This window comes from Streptomyces sp. NPDC057638 (assembly GCF_042800315.1).
In the GTDB taxonomy this organism is placed as follows: Bacteria; Actinomycetota; Actinomycetes; order Streptomycetales; family Streptomycetaceae; genus Streptomyces.
Map to the genome: position 1 here is coordinate 1 of NZ_JBHVHF010000127.1, position 21,488 is coordinate 21,488.

Genomic DNA, 21,488 nt, shown 5'->3' on the forward strand with positions numbered 1-21,488 from the left:
GCCCCGGGCGGACCCGGCTCCCGCAGCCGACTGGCTCCGGCGGGAGCCATCACGGCCGACGGGCGGAGTCCGCTCCGGCGCTGTCCGCCCCCGGCTGAACGCGGGCGCGTGGAGCCGCTCCACGCCGCGTACGGGCACCGGGGTCACCAGGTCGCCCGGGGTGCCCTCGGACCCGGGGACGGGACCGGACTCGGTACGGCCGCGGACCACCGCCTGCCCAAGGCGGTCCGTGCCCTGCGCGCCGAGCCGCCCGCGCCCGGAGAAATCCGCTGTCCCCCGCTCCGTCCCCTGGGCTATAGCTGGGCCATGCCGCACTGGACCATGGCCCCCGAGCCCCCTGACTCACCCGACGCGACCGCGCTGCGCCGTGACTACTACGAGGAGGTGGCGAGCCGTTACTGGCGGCGGCCCGCGACCCGTGCGGAGGTCGACCAGGGGCTGACCGGCGACGGGGCCGAGCTGCTCGCGCCGCCCACGGGCGAGTTCGTCGTCGGCCGCCACGGTTCCACGGCCGCCGCCTGCGGCGGGGTGCTGATGCTGGACGGCGGGCGGGCCGAACTGACCCGGGTCTATGTGCGCCCCGCCCACCGTGGCACCGGGGGAGCGGCCGCCCTGCTGGCCGAGCTGGAGCGGCGGGCCCGCGCCCTGGGAGCCCTGAGGATGGTGCTCAACACCCGGCTCGATCTGGTCGAGGCCCGTGCCCTGTACGTACGGCGCGGTTACCGCGAGATCCCGCCGTACCGCACGGGCCCGTATATGGAGGTCTGGTACGGCAAGGAACTCGTGACGGGGTGAACGCGGGCGAACCGGCCCCACCGTGGGGCCGGTTCCGTACGACGGGAATCAGAACTCCACGCGGATGATCCCCGCCGACTCCACCGCGACATACAGGGCGCCGTCGGGTCCGACCGCCAGGCCGTGGGGGTCGGCGGTGGGCGCGTCCGGCAGCGCGTACTCCTCGATCCGTCCGCCGGGGGTGAGGGAGCCGATCCGGCCCGCGCCCCACTCGGAGAACCAGCAGACACCGCGCGCGGGATCGGGGACGATCGCGTGCGGCCGGCAGTCGGGGTCCGGGAGCGGGAACTCCTCGATCCGCCCGCCGGGCTCGATCCGGCCGATCCGCCCGGCGTTGATCTCCACGAACCACAGGGCGTCGTCCACGCCCCGGCAGATGCCCACCGGACCGGCGCCCGGGGTGGGCAGGGGATGGAGAGCGATGTCCCCGTCGAGGCCGATCCGGCCGATCGCGTTCTCCTTGTGCAGGGTGAACCAGAGCGCGTCATCGGGTCCCGCGGCGATGAAGGAGGGGAAGCCGCCCTCAACCGGCAGCCGGTACTCGGTGAAGGCGCCGTCGACGGTGATCCGGCCGACGCGGTCCGTGTGCAGCTCGGTGAACCAGAGCGCCCCATCAGGCCCGGAGGCGATGCCGTAGGGACCGGCGCCCCCGGTGGGGACGGGGTACGAGACGGCGCGGCCGTCCGCGTCGATCCGGCCGATGGCGTGGTCGTGGAGCCGGGAGAACCAGAGCGCGCCGTCCGGTCCGGGCGTGATCACCGACGGGCCGCAGGAGCCGGAGTCCAGCGGATACCGGTCGAGTCGGCCGTCGGGGGAGAGCCGGGCGATCTCGCCGGAGTGGACGAGGGTGAACCAGAGGGCGCCATCGGGTCCGTTGGTGATGGCGTACGGGCCTGACGCGGAGCCGGGGACGGGGATCACACGGGTCGTGGGGGTGCGGTGGGGCAAGGAGGACCCTTCGTTCGGTTGGGTGCGCCGTGCGGGCGTCGGCCCGTGGCGGTACGGCTATGGCGGGCATGGGCGTACCCGCCTCTGCTGGTGCGGGCCTTCGTGGTACGGACGAGGGAGGTGTCAGGCGGCCACGGCGGCCAGGGGCCTGACGGCTGTCCGGGGCGCGAGCGCGAGCCGCCCGCCCTGCCAGCGTCGGCGCAGCCGCCGGTCATGACTGACCAGCACGACCGCTCCCGTGTACCGGGCCAGGGCCTCCTCCACGTCCTCGATCAGCGCGGGGGAGAGGTGGTTGGTGGGTTCGTCCAGCAGCAGCACGTCCCAGGACCGGCTGAGCAGCCGGGCCAGGGCGAGCCGCTGGCGCTGCCCGGTGGAGAGCCGTCCGACCGGCGTACTGAGCTGCTCGCGGTGGAACAGGCCGAGGGAGAGCAGCGTCTCGGTGTGGTCGTCGGGCAGACCGGACCGGCCCCGGGCGAAGGCGTCGAGCACGGTGTCACCGGGCCGTTCGCACGCGGGCTCCTGCGGGAGGTAGCCGATCCGGCCCCGCCGGGTGACCTCGCCCTGGTCGGGGGCGAGTTCCCCGGCCAGAACCCGCAGCAGGGTGCTCTTGCCCGCGCCGTTGGGGCCCGAGACCAGCAGCCGTTCGCCCGCCGTGACCCGCAGGTCCAGCCGGTCCAGCCGACCGCCGACGGTGACGCCGACGGCGTCGAGCACGGTGCCGCGCGTCCCGTCCCCGTCCCCGCCGGAGCGCGGGGGAGGGGTGAAGCGCAGCGGCTCCGGCGGTGGCGGGACCGGGCGGTCGAGCAGTCGGCCCAGCCGTTCCTCGGCCTGACGCACCCGGCTGGCCAGCGACTGCTGTACCCGGCCCGCCGCGCGGTCGTACGCCATCTTGTTGCCGTCCTTCATGGCCCGGCCGGGCGCGACCCGGCGCGCGGTGGTCGCGGCGGCCTCCCGGAAGCGGTCCACGTCTGCCTGCCACTGGGCGTGCTCCTGGACCCAGCGCGCGCGGGACGCCTCCTTCTCGGCGAGATAGCCGCCGTAGCCGTTCCCGTACCGCACGACGGTACGGCGGTCGGCGTCGACCTCCAGCAGGCTCGTGGCGACCCGCTCCAGGAAGACCCGGTCATGACAGACGGCCACGGTGGTGCCCCGGCGGGTGCGCAGATGGTCCTCCAGCCAGTCGAGGGCGGACGCGTCGAGGTGGTTGGTCGGCTCGTCCAGCAACAGGACCTCGGGAGCGGCGGCGAGGACGGCCGCGAGCCGCAGCCGGACCCGCTGCCCGCCGGAGAGGCCGCCCACGGTCCGCTCGTGGTCCAGCCCGCCCAGGCCGAGCCCGTCGAGGGCGCGCTCCACGCGGGCGTCCGCCTCGTAGCCGCCGCGGAGTTCGTAGACCGTCAGGAGCCGGCCGTACTCGTCGAGGACGGAGGCGCTCGCGTCGCCGTCGCCCATCCCGGCCTCCAGCAGCCGCATCCGGCGCTCGATCGCGCGCAGTTCGCTCAGGGCGCGGTCGATGACCTCGCGCACGGTGGCGGTGGCGGGGAGCAGCTCCTCCTGGGCGAGACAGCCGATGCCGCCGTCGGCCTGGACGATGACCTCGCCCTGGTCCGGGCGGACCGTTCCGGCGAGCAGACGCAGCAGCGTGGTCTTGCCGGAGCCGTTCTCACCGACGATTCCGGTGCGCTCACCCGCGGTGAGCGCACAGCTCACCGAGTCGAGGACGAGCCTGCCGCCGAGGGACTTGCTGACGTCGCGAACGGTGATCTGCGTAGGCATAGGGGCACTCCAAAGCATTCGAGGACGGGGCGGGCGGCAGGGACCGCGAGACCGGGGGAACGCTTCGGAAGAACATCGGCGACTCCTTAGTGCGACAGTAGTTGCGTTAAGATGGTGGCATGACCCTGCCCCGTCGCGCAACTGGTTCCTCAGAAATCCCTACAACCCCGAGAATCTCTGCGGCATCAGACGCCGCAGCTGATCCGGCGCGGCCGGAGGAGGCCCAGCCGGTCCGTCACCGCCCTGGCGGCCGGACCGCCCGCAACCGCGCCCTGGTGCTCGACGCGGTGAGCACCCTCCTCGTGGAGGAGGGCTATGACGGGCTCACGGTGGACGCCGTCGCGGCCCGCGCGGGTGTGCACCGCACCACCGTGTACCGGCGCTGGCGGGATGTCGGCGGACTGCTGGCCGATGTGCTCGACGCCGCCCGCGACGACGGCTGGCGTCCGGCGGACACCGGTTCGCTCCAGGGGGACCTGGCGGCGCTCAACCACGAGATCCACACCGCCCTGACCACGGGGCCGCCGATCACCAGCGCTCTGATCGCGGCCTCGTTCCGTTCCGAGGAGGCGGCCCGCGCGCTGCGGGACTTCTGGGACGCCCGGTACGCCCGGTGCGAGATCGTCGTCACCCGTGCCGTCCAGCGCGGCGAGATCCCCCCGGACACCGACGCGCGCCGTCTCCTCGTCGCCGCCACCGCGCCCCTCTACCACCAGACGGTGCTGCTGCGGCTGCCCGCCGATCCGGGACTGCCGGACCAGGCCGCCGCCAGTACCGCACTGGCGGCCGCCGCCGGAGGCTTCGCCGCCCGGTCCACCGGGTCGGCCGGGTGAGACGAGTCCCCTGAGCCGACTGGGTGAGACGCGTCTCCTGCGTCGGCCGGGAGCGGCGCGTCTCCTGCGTCGGCCGGGTGAGGCGACTCCCCTGAGTCGACTGGGTGAGACGCGTCCCTGAGCCGTCCGGACCGGGCCCTCCGCGCCAGGCCCCTGACCGTGGATAACCCTTTCTGGTCCGGCCTCCGCCCATGCCAGGGTGACCCCATGACCGCCGAACGACATGAACTGCTGCGCTGGCAGGCCGAACTGACCTGGTCGCTCTGCGAGTACCACCTGGAACGGCTGACCCCGGAGGACTTCCTCTGGGAGCCCGCCCCGCTCTGCTGGACCCTGCGCCAGGACCCCTCGGGCCGCTGGGTGCCGGACTGGGCCGACACCGAGCCCGACCCGGTCCCCGTCCCCACCATCGGCTGGGTGAGCTGGCACCTGGGCTGGTGGCTGGGCGTCGCCACCGACCATCTGCGGGGCGACACCCCCCGGGAGCGCGACGATGTCCGGTGGCCGGGGGAGCGGGAGGCCGTCGCCTGGCTGAGGGAACTGCGCGACGACTGGCGGAGCGCGTCCGACGGACTCGCCGACGCCGACCTCGACGCGGCCGCGCCACCCTTTCCCTGGCCCGATGGCTCCGGGCACACCGTCGCCCACTTCCTGGCCTGGGCGAACGCCGAACTCATGAAGAACGTGGCGGAGCTGGGGCAACTGCGGCTGGTGCGGACCGCGTCCTCGGGTTGAGGATCCGCCCGCGTTCCGGTCCGCCCGCGTTCCGGTCCGTCCGCGCTCCGGTCCGTCCGCCGGGGGCCGTGGCACGGTCGGAAACCGGAGTCCATGAGAGCCCACGTGTGACTCAGGGGGCTGATGGTGCTTGTCAGGTGCGGGGCGTGTTAGCGTCCGCCGGTCAACTCATGTAGTGGGGGGTAGTTGTGCGAAGACTTGTGGGTACGGGTGTCGCAGCCGCGTTGCTGGTCACCGGGGGTGTCGTGGGGACGGGAACGGCCATGGCGGCCGCGGACCCGACGTTCTACTTCGACCCGGTCAAGGACAAGATCCTGATGCCGGGCGAGGGCTGGGTCCGGCTGTCCCCGCCCGGCACCGGGGGCCAGGACGACGGGCAGGCGGACGGCACGTATATCTACGCGCTGAGCAAGAAGCCGCTGACGGACCCGGACTGGACCGGAGGCGGGCTGCCGTCCGGGCTGAAGCTGGACCCGACGGACGGCTGCAAGCCGAAGGCCGGGATCAGCGGGGTGTTCCTGTGCACGATCAAGGGGTGGGACGGTCCGGGGCCCGAGGTTTCGGCGACGAGCACCGCGGCGAACGGCACGAAGGCGTACTACAGCCTGGTCTACGTGCCGCGCGGAAAGAGCATCACCGCGGGCATCAAGGAGGCGCAGACCGCGGGTTCGCAGGAGATCGGCCCGCGCCGGGCGCACGCCACGGTCATGGCGCGGACCAAGGCGCACGTCGCGGGGAACTCCATGGCGCTGTCGACGCCGACCCTGCCGGCCGGCGGCTCGGTCCGGCACACGGCCACACTGCGCGCGGTCGACAAGGGACGGCTGTGGCTTGGCCTGACCAAGGCACCGGGCTTCCGCCCGTGGGACGAGGGCGAACTGAAGGTCACTGTCACGGGCGCCGAGGCCGCCGGTGCCGCGTGCGATCACTCCATCGGCGAGATCGGTTACGGCGGTGAGATCTGGTGTGACATCCCCGAGCCCGGTGACTACACCCTCACCTACCAGGTGAAGGCCAGCACGAAGACGCCCGCGTGGCGGCTGCGGAGCACCGCGGTGTACGAGGTGTACGAGTTCGGCACCGGCAACCCGGAGAAGGCGTCGAACTTCGCGGTCGACAGCCCGATCCCGGTGACCGAGCGCTTCCGTGTCGTCGGCCGTGGCACGGACGGCGACCTGTACGACTACCAGGGCACGGGCAAGGGCTCGAAGCCGTTCGGCTCGGTGGAGCCGGTCGGCTACAGCCTCGACTGGAACCAGTACTCGGCCCTGACCCGGCTTGGACCGGTGACCGTGCAGAGCACCGGTCCGGGTGCGGTGGCCCGGGACAAGAGCGGTGTGCTGTGGCTCTACCGGACGTCCGGTGACGGCGGCATCTACAAGGACCGGGTGCGGATCGGCGGCGGCTGGAACGCCTTCAACTACCTCACCGGCGCCTCCGATCTGACCGGGGACAAGAAGGCGGACCTGCTGGCGCGGGACACCCGGGGCAACCTGTGGCTGTACCCGGGCACGGGCAAGACCTCGGCGCCCTTCGGCACCAGGGTGAACATCGGCGGGGGCTGGAGCGGCTACAACTCGCTGGTCGGCGGCACGGATGTGACCGGTGACGGCAAGGCCGACCTGGTGACCCGGGACACGGCGGGCAAGCAGTGGCTGTTCGCGGGCACGGGCGTGGCGGCGAAGCCGTTCGGCGGCCGGACCCAGGTCGGCACCAGCTGGCAGATCTACAACTCGATCGTGGCTCCCGGTGACCTGAACTCCGACGGCAAGGCGGATCTGGTGGCCCGGGACGCGGCGGGCGTGATCTGGTACTACCAGGGCACGGGTGTCGCGGCGAAGCCGTACGGGGTCCGGGTGAAGATCCGCACCGGCTGGCAGAAGTACAACCTGCTGTTCTGACCGATGCCCTGACCGGCCCCCCGGCCGGTCCCCCACGGTCGATGCCCTGACCGGCACCCTGACCGGTTCCCCGGCCGACGCCCCGGTCGTCTCCCGCGGTCGGTGAACGGTCCGTCCCTGGAGGAGTCCTTCCTCCAGGGACGGCGCGTGTCCGCCGACCGCAGGACACGCACCGCGCCGGGGTGCCGGTCAGGGACGGGACCGGCGCCGGGTTCGACCGGTGCTCCCACCGCCCGCTGAGGTCCCGGACGGTGAGCCGCCCGCGCCGACGGACCGGACCTGTCACCAGGTGGACGCCCCCCGCCCCGGGGCGTCGCTCAGCGCGCCTCGGGCGGCAGCGAGCCGAGGAACTCCCGTACCGCCGTGGCGAAGCCGGTGAGGTCGCTCTCGTGTCAGGGCGGCGCGGGTCGGCTCGGCCGGAGATATCGCGATCATGGAGAGCAGCTTGTCACGCCCGCTCCGCGACCTCCCGCAGGGCCCGGCGGCACAGCGCGTCCGCGCGGCGGGTGGTCTCGGGCAGCCGGTAGCGCGGGGCCAGGGCCAGGGTGTGCGCGCAGGCGTTGTCGAGCGAGATCCGGTGACCGGCCGAGACATAGACGGGTTTGACGCCCGGCTGGGTGCGCAGGGCCCGTCCCAGTTCCTCGCCGTCGTCGGCGAGCAGGGCGGCCGTCTGCCCCCGCTGGGGCCCGAGCCCGTCATGGGCGTGGACGAACGGGTTCTTCGCGACCCCGAGCGCGGGCAGTCCGGTGACCACCCCGAGATGGCTGGCGAGCCCGAAGCGGCGGGGGTGCGCCCGTCCGTAGCCGTCGCAGACGACGAGCCCCGGGCCGGTCCGCAGGGCGCGGAGGGCGGCCAGCACCGCCGGGAGTTCACGGAAGGCCAGCAGTCCGGGGACGTAGGGGAAGGCGACCCAGCCGACGGCCGTGGTCTCCTCGACGACGGCGAGGTTGGTGGCGTCCAGGACCACGGCGGCGGCCGCGACCAGGCCGCGTTCGTCGTCGTAGGCCACATCCACCCCGGTCACCACGCCCGTTCCGGGGAGCGGACCGGGCTCGTCCAGCACCACCCGGGCGCGCAGGGCGTCCTGGACCGCCCGCGCCCCGGCCTCGTCGGTGGGCCAGTCCCCGGGCACCTCGATGATCGTCATGGCGGTCAGCCTAGTTCGCCGCTGATGGGTCAGGCCGGTCCGGCCTGACCCGAGAGGACTTCCTCGTGACGTTCCGGCCCCGCCCACGGTGGTGGGCACGGCTCCCTACGGTGGGGAACGAGCGCGCCCAGGCGGCGTGCTCGGCTCAGCCCCGGGCCGCCTCCGGCGCCGTTCGTTCCGCGCGCTGGTCGATCTCCTCGCGCCGCAGCCAGCACGCCGCCAGGTGGGCGATCGTCGCGGGGCCCGGCTCGCCGAGATGTCCGGCGGAGAGCAGGCGTACGGTCTGCTGCCACGCCGCGCGCGGCGGTACGGGTACGGGGGTGGACCCGGCGGCCGCCGTCAGCGCCGGGCGGACGGAACGCCAGTGCCGCGCGCCCGACTCCACCAAGCTGTCGAAGGAGGGCGCCGCCGGGGCGCCATGGCGGATCCGGTCCACCGCCAGCGCCACCCGCGCCGGGTCGTCCCCCAGCGCCGCCAGGCCCAGCCCGGCCAGCAGCCGTTCGGCGTCCAGCCCCATCAGCATCACCCCTGTCTCGGTGAGCGGGGGACCGTCGACGGGGATCAGGGCGAACCGGGTGTCGTACGGATCGTCAGACATGGGCGGCCACCTGCTCTCCCGCCCTGGCCCCGGCCCCCGCCTCGGCGGGAAGGGGCGCGGTGACCCCGGCGAGAGCGGCGGCCACCGCCGTGGCGACCCGGGCCGTGGCCACCCGGTGGCCGTCGATGTTCCGGGCGGCCGGGCCCAGCACCATGCCCGCCGCCGCGCCCACCGCGAACAGCCGGGGCGCCCGGCGGTAGGCCAGGGTGCGCGGGTCGAGATCGGGCCAGCCGTCGCGGGCCCCGGTCAGGGCGCCCGGCAGCAGCCCGTCACCGATGGAGACGGTGGTGCCCAGCGCCAGTACGGTGTGGTCGCCGACCACATCGGGGCCGTCCGCGAGCCGGACGACGGAGCCGCCGGTCCGGCCGGGCGCGATCCCGGTGACGGCGCGGCCACGGTGGACCGTCAGCCGCCCCTCGGCCTCCGCGCGGCGCAGCAGCGGGCGGAACTCGAACATCACCGACGCCCTGCGGTGGCGGCCCATCAGCGTCAGCCGCTCGTCCCAGCCGGTCCCGTCGAAGCGGGCCCGGCCCTCGGCCCGGAAGAACGAGGCGTTCACATCGGCGCACTGGTAGCGCTCCCGCGGGGCGCGCACGACCCAGTGCACCCGTCGGCCGTCGCCGAGCGCGTTCGCGATCAGGTGGGCCGCGCTCAGCCCGGCGCCGATGACGATGAGCCGCTCCGGGCCGGAGGGCACCGGCTCGTCCCAGTGGCTCACGCCTGGTGGCGCCATCTCGCCGTGCCACCAGGAGCCGGGTGCCGCCGTGCGCTCCTCGCCCAGACACAGCACGGTGGAGCGCGCGGTGACGGCGAACCCGTCACCGCGTACGGTCACCGCGTCGGCGGACGGCCGTACCTCGCGTACGGTGGCCCGCCAGGTGCGCCCGTCCACCTGGTGCAGGGTGGCGATATGGCGGCAGTACGCCTCGAAGACATCGACCGGTACCACCGACCGGTGTCCCGCCTGCGCCATCCTGATCTCGCGGCGCTCCACGGGAGTCAGCCAGGACCAGTGGAGCCGGGCGAAGTCCAGCAGCTCGCAGTCGCGGTAGCCCTCGACGCCGGGGTGGTGTTCGTAGGGTGAGCGCAGTACGCGCTGGCGCAGGACGTCGACGCGGTCGAAGAACCGCCCGCAGGGGCGGCCACCGCGGTCGAGCAGGACGAGGTCACGCACCCCGAGGTGCCACAGGGCCGAGGCGACCGCGAGCCCGGCGGGCCCGGCGCCGACGATGACCACGTCGGCCCGGTCCGGTGGCGGGCCGTGCGGCGGGGCCGGGTCGGGCGCGGGCGGCCAGGAACGTCCCCGGGGGGAGTCGAGCAGATGGGGCTCGGGAACGAAGGTGATCACCCGATGACCGTCACGGGGACGATGACCTCGATGACCGGTCGCTGGGGCAGCCCCTCGGCGACCAGCCGTTCGAGGGTCCGCGCGGTCTCCTCCGGGCTGTCGGTGGCCGGGGCGCTGTACCGCGCGTACGCGTATGTCGGTCTCCGGCTGGTGGTCTCCAGGGAGTACATCTTCACCACGGCCTCACCCGGGCGCACCTCGCCGCCGTGGAAGGTGAGCCGACGCTGGTCGGGCGTGATGAACGACTTGGTGAACTGCCGCGACATGACCAGGGTGTCGGCGTCGCCGAGGAAGACCGAGTCCTCGTCCGTGACGGCCTGCATGGCCAGCCAGGTCCGGTCGGTCAGATTGGTCTCGGATTTGATGACCTGCCAGCGGCCGGGCTCGGGGAGATTGACGCAGACGGAGACATCGTGGTCCACGGTGTCGATCGCACCGGAAATCATCAGCACATGGCGGCGTACGTCCGCGACGCCTGCCATTTGGATATCGCGAGCCCGGACCCGCGCGGAAACATCTAATCCGGATACTTCCAGTGGCGGCATGACATCTCCCCGAGTTCTTGACATGAGGAAGCCCAGGTATCGCAAGCGCCCATGACGTTTTCACAGGGCCCGCTACCTGTCAAGAACACTTGTACGGAAAAACGTTGGGGACTCCCGTGGGCGAGATCCCCTCCTCCCGGTACGGGGAAGTCCGGGTCACACCGCTCGCCCGGTTCCGAGGTCGACCTCGGGTGTCTCCGCCACGGAGCCGACATGGGCGATCGTGAACGCGTCCAGCCGATGGACCCGAATCCTGAGCAGGAGACGCTCTCTCACCAGGACATAGAAGTCCAGGGGCCGTCCGGGGATGTCAAAGGTCCGGTAGGTACGGAAGACCGTTCTGTCGGCGATGGCGAACAGCGCCTTGTGCACCGCGTTCTTGTCGATCTGTCCAGCCGAACCCGACCAGCGCTCCAGCAGCTCCCAGCCCTCGTGGAGCCGCAGCGGCGGGCCGTGGCCCACCATGGCGTGGGACGCGGTGAGCGTCCGGGTGCGGAGCCGGTCGTCCTCCGGGGGGCCGAGCAGCGCGCGGGCCAGCCGCAGACCGCCCCGGACCGCCGGGGTCGACCGCTGCCGCCGCACCACCTGGAGGATCCGTTCGGCCGTCCAGCCGTCCCCCGTACGGAGATAGCCGACCGCCCGCGCGTACAGGAAGTCCACCTCCTCGTCGGCGAGGCGTTCCGCGTCCCGCCCGGCCCGGTCCGCGAGCCGTTCGATCCGCCGCTCGCCCGGGGTGAGCGCACCCGATTCCAGCAGCAGACCGGCCGTGGCCGCGCTGGACGGACAGCGCACGGTGACCTTCCCGCCGGACAGGGCCACGAGCGTGTCGAGGAAGAGCAGGCTTCCCTCGTCGAGCGCCGCCGCGTCCACGATGTCCACCAGACAGGGCCCGACCTGGTCCAGCCAGGCCCGCCCCACTTCGCGGAAACGATTCACCACCCGTTCCCGGTGCTCCCGGTGGAGCGAGGGGCCGGGCTCCCGCGCCCAGGCGGCCGCGGTGCGGCGCTCCTGCCGGTCGGCCGGTTCACAGGCGGGGTCGCCCGGGGCGACGAGCCGCAGGCTGACCCGGGCCTGCCGGGGCCACGCGGCCGTGACACTCGTACTGATCAGTGCGCGCACCGGCGCGAAGCCGATCACTCCATGCTGGGCTCGCACAGCGAATTGACGCATCCCTACCCCGGAATCTCCTCGGGCCCGGATGCGGAGGGGACACCACTCCCGTCCCCGTGCCGCAGAGACCTCATCGGTGAATGGACAACTGGAATTCACCACGGCCGGCCATGCGGTTCTCCACCGTGGCCGGTGTGGTTCTGGAGCGCTTTCCCAGGCTCCTTTCGCGAGTGAATAGGGTGCATTCCCGCATAAGCACGTTAGAGAGGACGCACAGGTGTCGCATCTCTCGTCGTGCTCTTGCGGCGCACTCGCCCGGAAAGCGTGGGAGAACGGCGGCGGGAGAGCGTGGGCTCGATCCCGGGGCGAAGGGTCCTGCGGGGTGCGGATCGCGGTGCCGTTCGGGACGGGAGCGCTGGAGGACCGGTGTGGGGGCGCTGAGGGCGAGGGAGGGAAGCGGGCCGGTGCCGGGGCGCTGAGGGGTCGCGGCCGGTGCCGGGGTGCTGAGGGGGGGGCGGCCCGGGGCCCGGGGCGGCGGGTTTCCGTAACGGCGCGCACCACCGCGACTGACCGCCGTGCGCCGGACAGGGCGGGCCCCCGGCCGCCCACGCGAGACGCTCGACCGGGACAACCCAGCCGAGCGTCTACGTGATCTGCCCGGACCGGTGTCGCGCCGATCACGAGAACTCGGCAGGGCGGGGGCCCCGCCACATGAGGCGGACCGCTCGCGCCACGGCGTCCCAGGCGCCTGTCAGCCCTGTTCGCCGCCACCGTCGGGCGCCGGGTGCGGCGGCGTACCGGGTCCGCCGGTCCCGTGCCGGAGCCGCGGCGCCGTCGGCCGTGGGACCGGGTCCGCCGCGCGCCGGACGGTGACGGCGCGGGTCACCGGGGCGCGGGCAGCGAGCGCGTGGTGAAGACCGGTGCCGCCTTCGCCGTGCGCAGGGGGCTCGTCTGCACGGTGGTGAGGTAGGACTGGTTGTCCGCGGTCCGGAAGGAGATCGCCCAGGTCGGCCCCGCCGCGTTGGTGTAGGCGAACGCGACCGGGTCGGTCGCGGAGACGAGGCCGGCGTCCGCCGCCCGCCAGACGCGCCAGACGCCCGACCCCTGGGTGGTCTCGCCGGTGCTGTGGATCCTGCCGTCCGCCGCCGACCGTACCGCCACCTCGGTCAGCCCGGACGTGGGCGAGATCAGCGCGCTGGGGGAGCCGGTGGTGATCAGATCGCCGACCTGGGACCAGTCGCCGAAGGCGCCGTTCTCCGCCGCCTGGGCCGTGGTCACGACCCTGCCGTTGCCGTCCGCCGCGAAGACCCGCATCCGGTAGCCGGGGTAGACCACGACGCTGGCGGTGCCGGTCGTCGCCTGGGTGCCCAGTGTGGTCCAGGGTCCGCTGAGCCCGTCACCGGTGAAGAGCGCGGTCCGCAGCAACCCGGTCGCGTCCCGGCCGAAGAGCTGGATGCCGTTGCGTACGGTCACGGCGGTGAGGGCTCCCGCGAATCCGGTGCCGGTCAGCGGAATCCAGCCCCGGAATTCATAGTTCGGGGCCGCCAGCTGCCGGAACCACGGTTTCCCGTTGGCGTCCACGGCGAACTGGGTCAGCAGCCCGGCGGGTGTCTTCGCCGTGATCGGGCGGTACTTCATATGGCCCGCCAAGTCGTTCCAGGCGGCCCAGTCGGCGCTCGACTTCGCGGCCTGGTTGCGGTGCCAGACGCTGCTGGAGAGGTTGAGGGCGGTCAGCGAGACCCGTCCGTCGGCGTGCTCGCTGAGCGAGGGCTGGCCGGTGAACGCCTCGTTGCCCGAGACCGCCGACCACAGCACGTTCTGGACGTTGGACGGGTCGGGCATCCGTCCGTGCATCAGCCGGCCGATGTTGTCCGTGTACGCGAACTCCAGGACCCCGCCGGAGACCTGCGCCACGCTGCTGGGGGGATACGGCTCCTGGGTGAGGGTGGGTCGGGGCGGAGTGAAGGTGCCCGTGATCCGGCAGGTGTCGGGGGCCGCGGTCACGTCCGTGAACTTCTCCCAGTCGCTGCTCCCGGCCCGGAACCCGTCCACGGGCCAGCCGCGGGTGGTCTCGTCGAACCGGTAGTAGAACGCCTCACCCGTGGCGGTCTTCGTGGCCACGAGGGTGTCCCCGCCCTGGGAGGAGATGCTCTTGAACTGGCGCCAGTCGCTCTGGCTGACCAGGACATGGCGCTCGATCCAGCGCTGGCTGGTGAGGTCGTAGCGGGAGCGGTAGAGCTTGCCGTCCGACGCGTCACGGCCGTAGAGCACCCCGGCGTCCCCTGCGGTGATCAGGTTGTAGCGGTCCCAGCCGGTGTCGTGTGGCCTGCTGACGCCGCTGTTGGTCCAGGCGCCGCCCGTGGGAGTGGCGGCGTCGTCGTAGTGGTAGGCCCTCAGGTTGCCGCCGCTGTCGATGTACCAGAGCCAGCCCAGCCGGTCGACGGTGGCCCGGTTGCGGTCGGCGGTGTTCGCCAGGTTGCCGAAGCTGTTGCTGATCTTCTTGGGCTGGACGTCCCAGGTGGTGCCGTTGTAGCGACCGTAGTAGAGCCCGTTGGTCCGGGCCGCGTAGAAGTCGCCGCCCGGACCGGCGAGGACCCGGCCGAACGTCTGCCAGCCCGTGCCGACCGTGGTCGGGCCGGTGTAGTGGGCCCCTGAGGCAGGGGTCGGCATCCGGTACTGCTGGAGCAGTCCGGTGGTGTGCACGGCGTACGCCACAGCGGTGCTGCGGCAGTTGACCGAGGCATGGGCCGTGCCCGGCGCCGCGATCAGAAGAGGGACGGCACAGACGGCGGCGGTGGCGACGGTGACGGCGCGCCGCAGGGAATGAGGGGGCACGGGTGGCTTCCTTCGCTCTGGCGTACGGGACTTCGGCGTGCGGGACTTCGGCGTGCAGGGTTTCGGCTTACGGGACTTCGGCTTACGGGGCCTCGGCGTGCGGGGTTTCGTGGTGCGGGGCCTTGGGGCGCGGGGCTTGGGTCCCGGCGCACCCGTGGGGCGACTGGGGCCCACGGGTCCAACGGGTCTTGCCTGTCGTACGGACACCCATGGGGCCGCAGACCATTACCGGGGCTCGTGCTTGACCGAGTCACGTCAAAAACATGCCAAATTGCTTCTGGTTATGACCTCTTCTGAACCACGCGTTCCGTCCGATGATCCCTGCGGCCGCCCTGTCGATACCGCAAGGGGAAACATGGCGCTCTCGCGCGGATCCAACCGAGGTCCTCTCCTACGACGCCTGCCCCGGAGCCGACCGGGACGGATCGTCGGGCTCACCGTCGCGCTCGCACTCGCCATCGGCGCGCCCGCGATGTCCACCGGCGGTATGCCCGAGGCGCGCGCCGCCGAGCCCAGACCGGCCAAGGGGCCCGCCCAGCAGTGGGGGAGCGCCGAGGGCCGCGAGGCCGTCGTGAAGGGCCCCGGCAACACCGAGGTGCCGCTCTCCCAGCGGGCCAAGTACCCACTGCGCCAGCAGACCGCCCGCCCCTCCCCGCGCCGTAACACCGCTGAGGTCGGCACCCCGCCCGCGCCCCGGGTCACCGGCTTCGACCGGCGCACCAGCCGCGAGGACGCCACCCGGCGGGACGAGCACAGCCGCACCCATGTCAACGCGGACGGCACCCACACCACCGAAGTGGCCACCGCGCCCCTCCACTACCGCGATCCCCAGGGCCGCTGGCGTCCGGTCACCCCCCGGCTCACCCCGGCGCCCGGCGGCTGGCGCAAGGCCGCCGACTCCGTGCCGCTCACGCTCGCCCGCCGCGCGGACGCCGCCGCCCTCGCCACCCTCACCTTCCCCACCGGTGAGTCACTCGCGTACGGCCTCGACGGGGCCGCGCCCGCCCCCGGCAGCGGTGGCGGCACCCGGGTCAGCTACCCCTCGGTGCTGCCCGCCACCGACCTCTGGCTGGACTCCCAGGCCGGTGGCCTCAAGGAGACCCTGGTGCTGCGCTCGGCCCAGGCCCCCGCCGCCTTCTCCTTCCCGCTGCGCCTGACCGGCCTGACCGCACGGCTCGACGGCGGCGCCGTCGTCCTGGCCGACCGGCGGGGCCGGACCAAGGCGGTCATCCCGGCGGGCTTCATGGTCGACGCCCGGGGCACCGTCTCCCACGCCGTACGGTACGAACTCGGCGACCGTGACGGCACCCGGGTCCTGACCGTACGGCCGGACCGGGCCTGGCTCACCGACCCCGCCCGCGCCTTCCCGGTCCAGCTCGACCCCTCCGTCGAGACCGCCACCGCCACCACCTCGATGTATGTCAGGCAATCGGGCAACCCGGTCAGCGGCGCCAACGAACTCCAGGTCGGCCTGGGCGCCGGCGGTCCGAGCGCCACCTACCTCGGCTTCCCCGGCCTCGACGAGAAGCTCCGCCACCACCAGATCTTCGGCGCCCAGCTCCAGCTGGTGAACTACGACGCCAGGTCCTGCGCACCGCGCCGGGTCTCCGTCCACCCGGTGACCCAGGCGTGGACCGTGGACACGGGCGGCACCTACCCCGGCCCCTCCGTCGGCGGTTCCCTCACCGCGAAGTCCTTCAACTACGGCTATATCAAGGAGGGCGAGACCCGGTCCGGCTGCCCGGCCGCCGCGGAACTCTTCAACCTCGGCAAGGCGGGCCGTGACCTGGTGCAGCGCTGGGCCGGCGGCACCCAGGCCAACCACGGTCTCTCGCTGCGCGCGTCGGCCACCGACCGGCTCGGCTTCAAGTCGTTCACCGGCCACGCCACGGCCAACCCGCCCCGGCTCTACGTCACCCACTCCCCGTACAACGCGAGCTACACCTTCCCCAAGCCCGTCCCCGACCCGCCGGTGCTCCAGAACCAGGCGGGCCGGGTGAAGATCACCGTCACCAACAAGGGCGCCGAGACCTGGACCCCGGCCGGCTACTACCTCGCCTACCGCGCCTATGACGCCAAGGGCAAGATCGTCACCCAGCAGCGCGCGGCCAACCTCACCGGCAGTGTCGCCCACGGCGGCAAGGTCACCCTCGACGCCACGATCAAGGCCCTCAAACCCGGGGTCTATCTGCTCGACTTCACCATGGTGAAGACCGGGGGCACCGTCTTCACCGACGAACAGGTCCCGCCGGGCCGGCTGGTGATCCAGGTCTTCGACATCGCCCCCGTGATCAAGGAACAGTTCCCGCCCAACGGCTACCAGGCGCAGACCCTCACCCCCCAGCTCTGGGCCGCCGGAGTCGACATCGACGCGCCACCCGGCTCGGCCCTCCAGTACAAGTTCGAGATCTGCGCCGCCGACAAGGACGGCAAGCCGACTGCCTGCACCACCACCCCCTACCAGTCCTCCTCCGCCTATCCGATCCCGGCGGGGCGGCTGAGCTGGGGCACCACCTATCTGTGGCGCGGCTTCGTCAAGGACGCCGCCAACGAGGTCCCCACCGCCCAGGTCGCGCTGGTCGCCACCGTCCCCCAGCCCGAGATCACCTCCCGGCTGGCCGAGGCGCGGGAGCGGGAGTTCGATCCGAACGTCGGCAATGTCAGCACCGCCGCGACCGACGCCTCCCTCGCGGGGATCGGCCCCGAACTGACCCTGATGCGCACGTACAACAGCCTGGACCCCCGGCGGGACCTGGCCTTCGGCGCGGGCTGGTCGACCCGGTACGACATGCGGCTCACCCCGGACGGCGACGGCAGCGGCAATGTCGTCATCCGCTACCCCGACGGCCAGGACGTCCGCTTCGGCCGCAACGCCGACGGCACCTACGCGCCCCCGCCCGGCCGCTACGCCAAGCTCACCCAGGACACCGCCCTCGGCACCTACAGACTCCAGGACAAGTCCGGCACCACCTACGACTTCAGCTCCGGCGGACTGCTGGTCAAGGTCACCGACCGCTTCTCCACCTCCGTCACCTACACCTACACCGGCGGCAGGCTCACCAGCGCCCTCAACACCCGCACCAACCGCTCACTGACGTTCGTCTGGACCGGCGACCACATCACCAAGGTCTCCACCAACGCCATCGACGGCGCCCCCGTGAGCTGGACCTACAGCTACACCGGCGATCTGCTGGACAAGGTCTGCGACCCCGACGGCGGCTGCACCCAGTACACCTACGGGCCCGGCAGCCACTACGCCACCACCGTGATGGACTCCCGCCCCGCCTCCTACTGGCGGCTCGGCGAGGACGAGGGCACCGCCGCCGACAGCTGGGTCGCCGCCAACCTCGGCAAGGACCGGGGCAGCTACACCGACATCACCCTCAAGGCGGGCGGGGCGATCTCCGGCGACCCCGGGACCGCCGCCTCCTTCGACCGCCCCACCTCCCGGATCACCCTGCCCTCCGGCACGCTCAAGAAGAGCCGGGACGCGGCCGTCGAGATCTGGTTCAAGACCATCGCGAACGGTGTCGGCGGCCCGCTGCTCGGCTACCAGAACAAGGCGTGGGGTACCACCCCGACGGCGGGCGCCCCCACCCTCTACGTCGGTACCGACGGGAAGCTGCGCGGCCAGTTCTGGACCGGTGCCGTCGAACCCATCACCGACATCACCAAGAACGTCAACGACGGCCGCTGGCACCACGCCGTCCTCTCCGTCTCCGGCACCACCCAGTCGCTCTACCTCGACGGCCGTCTCTCCGGCACCCTCACCGGCCGCCAGCTCACCGCACAGGACCTGACGTACAACCAGATCGGCGCCGCCCATGTCGTCAACCCCGCCGCCTGGCCCGGCTGGGGCACCAGCGCCGCCCGCTCCTTCACCGGCACCATCGACGACGTCTCGGTCTACCACCACCCGCTCGGCCCCGCCGCCGTCACCGCCCACCACCGTGAGGCCGGGCGCACCGCCGACCTGCTGACGAAGACCACCCTGCCCTCCGGCCGCACCGGCTCCGAGATCACCTACGACATCTCCCGGGACCGGGTCCAGGAGTTCACCGACCGCGACGGCGGCACCTGGAAGATCGGCGCGCCCGCCGTCTTCGGCGGCGACCGCGACCTGCGCCGGACCGTCGAGGTCCGCGACCCGGACGGCGACCCCTACTTCTACGAGTACGACGGCCTCTCCGCCCGGCTGCTGCGGTACGGCGAACCGCTGGCCATCGGCCCACGGACCCCGCCCACCCCGACGCCAAGCCCCACCCCGCCCGGGCCCGTCTGCACCTCACCCGACCCACAGGACCCGGCGTTCTGCACCACCCCGATCGGCGGGGGCGGCGGCGCGCCCGACTTCGTCCGCCATCCGCTGGAGGGCATGGCGATCCGGTCCTTCGCCTACGACGACAACGGCTTCCAGACCGGGATCACCAGCGCCACCGGCGACACCGTCACCCTCGGCTACGACGACCGGGGCAATGTCATCCGCCGCACCACCTGCCGGGCCCGGAACGACTGCCAGACCGCGTACACCACGTACCCGGCCGGCGCGGGGGACTTCGACCTCCGCGCCGACCAGCCCACCGAGACCCGCGACGGGCGCTCCAGCGGCCCCACCGACAACCGCTACCGCACCCAGTACACCTACACCGCCTCCGGCGCCCCGCTCACCGAGACCGCCGCGGACGGCGGGATCATCCGCACCAGCTACACCACCGGCGTCGAGGCCGCCGTCGGCGGCGGCAGCACCCCCGCCGGACTCCCCGCCACCACCACCGACGCCCGCAACAAGGTCCAGCGGTTCCAGTACTTCGCCAACGGAGACCTGGCGACCGTCATCGAACCCTCGGGCCTGGTGAACCGGTACACCTATGACGCCCTGGGCCGCAGGATCACCGAGACCGGCATCTCCGACGCCCAGCCGTCCGGTGTCACCACCACCTACGCCTACGACAAGCTCTCCCGGACGGTCTCCGTCACCGAGCCCGCCGCCACCAACACCATCACCCGAGGCCGCCAGCAGGAACGGACCGTCACCACCTACGACCCCGACGGCGTCGTGGTGCGCACCGAGGTCTCGGACCTGCTCGGCGGGGACGCCTCCCGGGTGATGACCTTCGAGCTGGACGACCACGGCCGTCCGGAGCGGATCACCGACGCCGTCGGCGGCGAGACCTCGTACACCTACGACGCCTTCGGCAACCGCACCTCGATGACCGACGCCAACGGCAACCACTTCACCTACACCTACACCGCCCGCGACCGGCCCGCCGAGGTCCGGCTGAGGGACTGGGAGAGCGATGGCGGCGGCAACGAGCACACGGTCATCCAGTCCTCCGCGTACGACATGGCGGGACGGCTGGCGCGCCACACCGACTCCATGGGCCGCACCGTCGTCTACGACTACTACGGCGACGACCTCGTCAAGTCCGTCACGCTGAAGGACTTCCGCAACGCGGACGGCACCAAGCGCGACTACGTCGTCGAGTCCACCACCTACGACGGCGCGGGCAATCCGCTCACCGAGACCGCGGCCAATGGCTCCCTCCTCACCGAGTACACCTACGACGCCGTCGGCCGCACCCTCTCCGAGGTGATGGACCCCCGCGGCACCGCCCGCCGCACCACCTACACCTACGACCTGGCGGGCAACGTCACGACCACCTCCGCCAGCGGCCAGCCCTCCAATGTCCCCTGGCCGGTCAGCCTCACCGCCGAGACCGTGCGCTACCAGTACGACGACGCGGGCAACACCACCCAGGAGACCATCGAGAACGGCACCGAGTCCCGCACCACCGTCCACACCTACGACCAGCGCGGGCTGCGCACCTCCACCACCGAACCCGGCTCCCGGCGCACCGACATCACCTACGACGAGCTGGGCCGCCCGATCTCCGCCGCCGCCCCCACCGTCGCCGTCGAGTCCGGCGGCTCCGCGCCCACGGAGTCCCGGCCCACCACCCACACCGGCTATGACGCCTTCGGCGCGGTCACCCACGCCGTCGACCCGCTCGGGAACACCACCCGGACCGCGTACGACCGGCTCGGACGGCCCGTCTCCGTCACCGGACCCGGCTACACCCCGCCCGGTGCCACCCAGCCGGTCACCCCGACCGCCACCCAGCGCTACGACGCGCTCGGGAACGCCGTCGAGTCCACTGACGCCGAGGGCCGCACCACCCGGTACACCTACGACCGCCAGAACCGGCTGACCGCCAAGGACGTGCCGGTCGGCACCGGCACCGACCGGGCCCGCTGGAGCTACCGCTACACCCGTACCGGCGAGGTCCTGTCCGTCACCGACCCGACCGGGGCGCGCGCCGAGGCCACCTATGACGACCTCGACCGGCCCATCACCCGGACCGCCGTCGAACGCCGCCCCACACCCGCCGCGCACACCACGCGCTTCACCTACGACGACGCGGGCAACGTCGTCCACCAGGCCGCCCCCGGCGGCGGGGCCAGCCAGTTCACCTACGACGGCCTCAAGCAGCTCATCCGGATGGTGGCCCCGGCGGGCGAGACCACCCAGTTCGGCTATGACATCTCCGGCCGTCAGGTGCGTGTCACCGACTCCCTCGGCCGCAGCGCGGCCAAGCAGTACGACCGGATGGGGCGGCTGACCCAGGAGAGCGACCTCGACTCCGTCAACAACGAGCTGCGCAAGGCCAGTTACCGCTACGACCCGGCGGGCAACCTCACCTCCGCCACCGACTCGCTCGGCCGGACCACGAGCTACGCCTATGACGCGCTGGACCGGCTCACCAGCCAGACCGAGCCCGTCACGGCCACCCGTTCCCTCACCACCTCCTTCGGCTACGACCTCGCGGGCAACCGGACCCGCTACACCGACGGCCGGGGCAACCGGACGCTGTTCACCCATAACGCGCTGGGGCTGCCGGAGTCGGTGATCGAACCGTCGA

The 21,488-nt window shown here is 72.7% G+C and carries 13 protein-coding genes; 5 read left to right on the forward strand and 8 right to left on the reverse strand.

Annotated elements, in window-relative coordinates; all coding sequences use genetic code 11:
• Positions 1 to 306: 306 nt before the first annotated feature.
• On the forward strand, positions 307 to 795 hold the full coding sequence (locus tag ACFVIM_RS18545; RefSeq protein ID WP_384302443.1) for a GNAT family N-acetyltransferase: 489 nt from the start codon (positions 307 to 309) through the stop codon (positions 793 to 795).
• 48 nt (positions 796 to 843) lie between these two features.
• Here the strand turns inward: ACFVIM_RS18545 and ACFVIM_RS18550 are convergent, their stop codons facing one another.
• Positions 844 to 1,743: a virginiamycin B lyase gene (locus ACFVIM_RS18550; RefSeq protein WP_384302418.1), complete on the reverse strand. Its 900-nt coding sequence runs from the start codon at positions 1,741 to 1,743 to the stop codon at positions 844 to 846.
• A gap of 123 nt (positions 1,744 to 1,866) precedes the next feature.
• Positions 1,867 to 3,516 (reverse strand): ribosomal protection-like ABC-F family protein, encoded by a 1,650-nt coding sequence (gene abc-f / locus ACFVIM_RS18555; protein ID WP_384302420.1) that lies wholly within the window; start codon positions 3,514 to 3,516, stop codon positions 1,867 to 1,869.
• 119 nt (positions 3,517 to 3,635) lie between these two features.
• Here abc-f and ACFVIM_RS18560 point away from each other — a divergent pair, with 119 nt between their 5' ends.
• The 3 genes from ACFVIM_RS18560 (at position 3,636) to ACFVIM_RS18570 (ending at position 6,985) form a co-directional block, all read left to right on the forward strand.
• A complete protein-coding gene (locus ACFVIM_RS18560; RefSeq protein ID WP_384302422.1) occupies positions 3,636 to 4,349 on the forward strand; it encodes a TetR/AcrR family transcriptional regulator in 714 nt (237 codons plus the stop codon).
• A gap of 207 nt (positions 4,350 to 4,556) precedes the next feature.
• Positions 4,557 to 5,084: a DinB family protein gene (locus tag ACFVIM_RS18565; RefSeq protein WP_384302424.1), complete on the forward strand. Its 528-nt coding sequence runs from the start codon at positions 4,557 to 4,559 to the stop codon at positions 5,082 to 5,084.
• Between the two features lie 263 nt (positions 5,085 to 5,347).
• A complete protein-coding gene (locus tag ACFVIM_RS18570; protein WP_384302426.1) occupies positions 5,348 to 6,985 on the forward strand; it encodes an FG-GAP repeat domain-containing protein in 1,638 nt (545 codons plus the stop codon).
• A gap of 448 nt (positions 6,986 to 7,433) precedes the next feature.
• Here the strand turns inward: ACFVIM_RS18570 and ACFVIM_RS18575 are convergent, their stop codons facing one another.
• From ACFVIM_RS18575 to ACFVIM_RS18600, 6 genes are all read right to left on the reverse strand, one after another.
• Entirely contained in the window at positions 7,434 to 8,132 is a 699-nt protein-coding gene (locus ACFVIM_RS18575) for an endonuclease V (protein WP_384302428.1), read from the reverse strand.
• Positions 8,133 to 8,277: 145 nt separating this feature from the next.
• The gene (locus ACFVIM_RS18580; protein WP_384302430.1) at positions 8,278 to 8,730 is read right to left on the reverse strand and encodes a DUF6187 family protein; all 453 of its coding nucleotides are present in this window, start codon (positions 8,728 to 8,730) and stop codon (positions 8,278 to 8,280) included.
• The gene (locus ACFVIM_RS18585; protein ID WP_384302432.1) at positions 8,723 to 10,078 is read right to left on the reverse strand and encodes an FAD-dependent oxidoreductase; all 1,356 of its coding nucleotides are present in this window, start codon (positions 10,076 to 10,078) and stop codon (positions 8,723 to 8,725) included. Before ACFVIM_RS18585 ends, ACFVIM_RS18580 begins: the two co-directional genes overlap by 8 nt.
• Complete coding sequence (locus tag ACFVIM_RS18590; RefSeq protein ID WP_384302434.1) at positions 10,075 to 10,560, reverse strand: DUF6423 family protein; 486 nt, start codon at positions 10,558 to 10,560, stop codon at positions 10,075 to 10,077. Before ACFVIM_RS18590 ends, ACFVIM_RS18585 begins: the two co-directional genes overlap by 4 nt.
• Before the next feature lie 219 nt (positions 10,561 to 10,779).
• Positions 10,780 to 11,793 carry a DUF6235 family protein gene (locus ACFVIM_RS18595; protein WP_384302436.1) on the reverse strand — a complete coding sequence of 338 codons (1,014 nt, stop codon included), beginning with the start codon at positions 11,791 to 11,793 and terminating at the stop codon, positions 10,780 to 10,782.
• Between the two features lie 822 nt (positions 11,794 to 12,615).
• A complete protein-coding gene (locus ACFVIM_RS18600; protein ID WP_384302438.1) occupies positions 12,616 to 14,568 on the reverse strand; it encodes a tachylectin-related carbohydrate-binding protein in 1,953 nt (650 codons plus the stop codon).
• Between the two features lie 355 nt (positions 14,569 to 14,923).
• Here ACFVIM_RS18600 and ACFVIM_RS18605 point away from each other — a divergent pair.
• A partial coding sequence (locus ACFVIM_RS18605) for a LamG-like jellyroll fold domain-containing protein (protein WP_384302441.1) occupies positions 14,924 to 21,488 on the forward strand: 6,565 nt, incomplete at its 3' end.

What these genes read in the sequence shown, in the direction of transcription:
- ACFVIM_RS18545 (WP_384302443.1), top strand. Translation starts at nt 307, where the DNA reads ATGCCGCACTGGACCATGGCCCCCGAGCCCCCTGACTCACCCGACGCG.
- abc-f (WP_384302420.1), bottom strand. Translation starts at nt 3,516, where the DNA reads ATGCCTACGCAGATCACCGTTCGCGACGTCAGCAAGTCCCTCGGCGGC.
- ACFVIM_RS18560 (WP_384302422.1), top strand. Translation starts at nt 3,636, where the DNA reads ATGACCCTGCCCCGTCGCGCAACTGGTTCCTCAGAAATCCCTACAACC.
- ACFVIM_RS18565 (WP_384302424.1), top strand. Translation starts at nt 4,557, where the DNA reads ATGACCGCCGAACGACATGAACTGCTGCGCTGGCAGGCCGAACTGACC.
- ACFVIM_RS18570 (WP_384302426.1), top strand. Translation starts at nt 5,348, where the DNA reads ATGGCGGCCGCGGACCCGACGTTCTACTTCGACCCGGTCAAGGACAAG.
- ACFVIM_RS18575 (WP_384302428.1), bottom strand. Translation starts at nt 8,132, where the DNA reads ATGACGATCATCGAGGTGCCCGGGGACTGGCCCACCGACGAGGCCGGG.
- ACFVIM_RS18580 (WP_384302430.1), bottom strand. Translation starts at nt 8,730, where the DNA reads ATGTCTGACGATCCGTACGACACCCGGTTCGCCCTGATCCCCGTCGAC.
- ACFVIM_RS18590 (WP_384302434.1), bottom strand. Translation starts at nt 10,560, where the DNA reads ATGGCAGGCGTCGCGGACGTACGCCGCCATGTGCTGATGATTTCCGGT.
- ACFVIM_RS18595 (WP_384302436.1), bottom strand. Translation starts at nt 11,793, where the DNA reads ATGCGTCAATTCGCTGTGCGAGCCCAGCATGGAGTGATCGGCTTCGCG.